The sequence below is a fragment of the Streptomyces zaomyceticus genome (assembly GCF_014656215.1).
GTDB classification, from domain to species: domain Bacteria; phylum Actinomycetota; class Actinomycetes; order Streptomycetales; family Streptomycetaceae; genus Streptomyces; species Streptomyces zaomyceticus.
Map to the genome: position 1 here is coordinate 1 of NZ_BNBZ01000072.1, position 3,117 is coordinate 3,117.

General features: G+C 71.4%; 3 protein-coding genes. 1 reads left to right on the forward strand and 2 read right to left on the reverse strand.

What is annotated here, in order from left to right; translation table 11 throughout:
• Both IE311_RS36465 and IE311_RS36470 read right to left on the reverse strand, forming a co-directional pair.
• Positions 1 to 966, reverse strand: a 966-nt coding sequence (locus IE311_RS36465; protein WP_189836203.1) for a serine/threonine-protein kinase, incomplete at its 3' end; no start/stop codon positions are given.
• Positions 967 to 1,113: 147 nt separating this feature from the next.
• Positions 1,114 to 1,899, reverse strand: coding sequence for a VOC family protein (locus IE311_RS36470; RefSeq protein ID WP_189836204.1), 786 nt, complete (start codon positions 1,897 to 1,899; stop codon positions 1,114 to 1,116).
• Between the two features lie 318 nt (positions 1,900 to 2,217).
• On the opposite strand from IE311_RS36470, the gene IE311_RS36475 reads away from it, so the two are divergent.
• Positions 2,218 to 2,865, forward strand: coding sequence for a TetR family transcriptional regulator (locus IE311_RS36475; protein WP_030315615.1), 648 nt, complete (start codon positions 2,218 to 2,220; stop codon positions 2,863 to 2,865).
• Positions 2,866 to 3,117 lie beyond the last annotated feature (252 nt).

The window sequence follows — 3,117 nt, forward strand, 5'->3', positions numbered from 1 at the left end:
GTCGCCGCCCTGGCCGCCAGGCGGCCGGGGCGAGCGCGCCGGCATCGGCGGCGCGGTCGGCGCCGGAGCGGGACGGCCGCCGCGGCGGGTCTCGATCATGGCCGTGGCGCTCTCCGGCAGCCAGGCCGAGGCCGTGCCGCTGTCGTCGCTGCCCGGGCCGAAGAGATGCGGGGCCAGCTGCGCCTGGAGGTCGGCCGGGGTGGGCCGGCGGGTGACGTCCATCTGCATGCACGACTCGATCAGGGGACGCAGCTCCTCGGGCAGACCCTCCAGGTCGGGGCCCTCGCGGAGCAGCATGAAGACCGTCTCGACCGGGTTGGCGCCGTGGTAGGGCGCATGGCCGGTGGCGGCGAAGACCAGCATCGAGCCGAGCGAGAAGACATCGCTCGCGCCGGTGACGCTGCGCGAGTCGCGGGCCTGCTCGGGCGACATGTAGGCCGGGGTGCCGACGGCGACATTGGTCATGGTCAGGCGCGTGTTGGAGACGCCCGACGCGATGCCGAAGTCGATCACCCGGGGGCCGTCCTCGACGACGAGGACGTTGGAGGGCTTGAGGTCGCGGTGGACCAGGCCCGCTCCGTGGATGGACTGCAGGGCCTCGGCGACGCCGGCGGCCAGCCAGCGCACGGCCTGGGCCGGGAGCGGCCCGCACTCGTTCACTATTTCTTCGAGCGAGGGCGCGGGGACGTAGGCGGTCGCGAGCCAGGGCACGGCGGCCCGCGGGTCGGCGTCCACGACGGCGGCCGTGTAGAAGCCGGAGACCGCCCGCGCGGCCTCCACCTCACGCGTGAAGCGGACCCGGAACAGCTGGTCCTCCGCGAGCTCCGTGCGCACGGTCTTGATCGCGACACGTCGGCCCGAGGCCGAGCGCGCGAGATAGACCAGGCCCATTCCGCCCGCGCCGAGCCGGCCCAGCACCTCGAAGGGCCCGATACGTCTCGGGTCGTGCTGCGTCAGCTGTTCCACTTGCCTGCCACCTCCCCGTACGGGCCATGAGGGTACGGCCCCGTGGCCCTGATTCTTCCTGTCCGAGGGCCCGGTTGCGAACCCGGGGGCGGATCGGGGTGTCACAGGTCATATCGGCCGGGCCGTACGGGTGGGGACGTCTCCGCTCTAACCGGTCGGTTCGGACAGGACCGCGAAGCGGGCGCCCTGGTTGTCGTGGAGGACGGCGATGCGGCCGTGCGGGGTGTCGAAGGCCGGGGTGGCGACCCGGCCGCCGAGCCGGACCGTGATCGCGCAGGCCTCGTCGCAGTCGTGGACGGCGAAGTAGACGAGGACGTGGCCGGGCATCTCGGCGGGGAAGTCGTCGGTGATGACGGCGCGGCCACCGAAGGCGCTGTCGTCGCCGGGGCGGGAGCCGGGGGGCGACCAGACGCGGTAGTCGAAGCCCGCGTCCCTGCCCTCCTCGTCGGCGTCGGCCTGGCGGCCGAGGTAGCCGAAGACGGTGGCGTAGAAGGTGTCGACGGCCTCGGGGCGGCGCGTGTACACCTCCATCCAGCAGAAGGAGCCCGGTTGGCCGATGGCCTCGAAGCCGTCGTCGTCGTCGCCGACCGACTGCCGGAGTCCGAAGACGGCGCCGCCCGGGTCGGCGGCGAGGGCGAGGACGCCGAAGGGGCCGACGGGGTAGGGCTCCATGACCATCTGGCCGCCGGCGGCCTTGATCCGGGCGGCGAGGGTGCCGGCGTTCCGGGTGGCGAGGTAGAGGGTCCAGGTGGTGGGCATGCGGCCGTCGCGCTTGGGGAGGAGTCCGGCGACGCGGCGCCCGTCGAGGAGTGCCTCGTCGCGCGCGGGGTCGAAGGTCCAGCCGAAGAGCTCGCCGTAGAAACGCTTGCCCGCCTCGAGGTCGGGAAGCTGTGCGTCCACCCAGCAGGGGGTGCCCTCAGTGCGTACGGCCATGTCCCCACGCTAGGTCCGCGGGGACGGCCCCGCACGCCCCGACATGCGAACAAAGTGGCGATTTATCGCCCCGGATCCCTTGGGGCACTTGAGTTGTCCACCGAAGTTGTCCACAGGCTGTTCATAAGCCTATTCGGGTACGGGAACCCCTCCGCGACCCTCCACACCCACCGAACTGGCTCGATCCCGCCCCTCCACCCCGGACCGCCCCGGAGCGAGACACGCGTGCCGACCTCGCAGAACACGACTGGCAGAGGGGGTGACCCCATTTGCAGTCGGCCGAATCGCGCGCCGACCCCCCCTCGGTAAGCTGACGGCATGACAGGACAAGTACGCACCGTCGACGGCCGCGTGGCCGGACGACGCGGCCAGGCGACGCGGCAGAAGCTGCTCGACTGCCTCGGTGAGATGCTCAGCTCCTCGCCCTACCGGGACGTCAAGGTCATCGATGTGGCCCGGAAGGCGGGTACTTCACCCGCGACGTTCTATCAGTACTTCCCGGACGTCGAGGGAGCGGTTCTCGAGATCGCGGAGGAAATGGCCAAGGAGGGCGCCGGGTTGACCGAGCTGGTCTCCGGCCGCTCCTGGGTCGGCAAGGCCGGCTGGCAGACCTCCGAGGAACTCGTCGAAGGCTTCCTGGACTTCTGGCGGAAGCACGACGCGATCCTCCGGGTCGTGGACCTCGGCGCCGCGGAGGGCGACAAGCGGTTCTACAAGATCCGCATGAAGATCCTCAACTCGGTCACCAACTCCCTCACGGACGCGGTGAAGGAGCTCCAGGCCAAGGGCAAGGTCGACAAGGAGGTCAGCCCCGCCGCCATGGCCGGCTCGCTCGTGGCGATGCTGGCCGCGGTCGCCGGCCACCAGAAGGGCTTCACGACCTGGGGCGTGAAGCAGGCCGAACTCAAGCCCAACCTGGCCCTGTTGGTGCACCTGGGCATCACCGGCAAGAAGCCGACCAGATAGCGCCCACACCACTCCTCCACCCGTCCTGTCGTCGACGCCGACGGTGGCCCGTCCCCACGGACCGCCGTCGGCGTCGCCGTCTCCGCCGCCGGAAGGACACGTCTCCGCCTCCGCCTCCGCCTCCGGAAGGACGGATCTCCGGAAGGTCACGGCGATTCAGAGGCTGCGGGCGGTGATGTCGCCGTAGGCGGTGGTGGCGTGGACGGTGAGGTCGGGGGTGGGGCCGGCGGTGTTGCCGAGGGCGTTGTGGAT

What these genes read in the sequence shown, in the direction of transcription:
- IE311_RS36470 (WP_189836204.1), bottom strand. Translation starts at nt 1,899, where the DNA reads ATGGCCGTACGCACTGAGGGCACCCCCTGCTGGGTGGACGCACAGCTT.
- IE311_RS36475 (WP_030315615.1), top strand. Translation starts at nt 2,218, where the DNA reads ATGACAGGACAAGTACGCACCGTCGACGGCCGCGTGGCCGGACGACGC.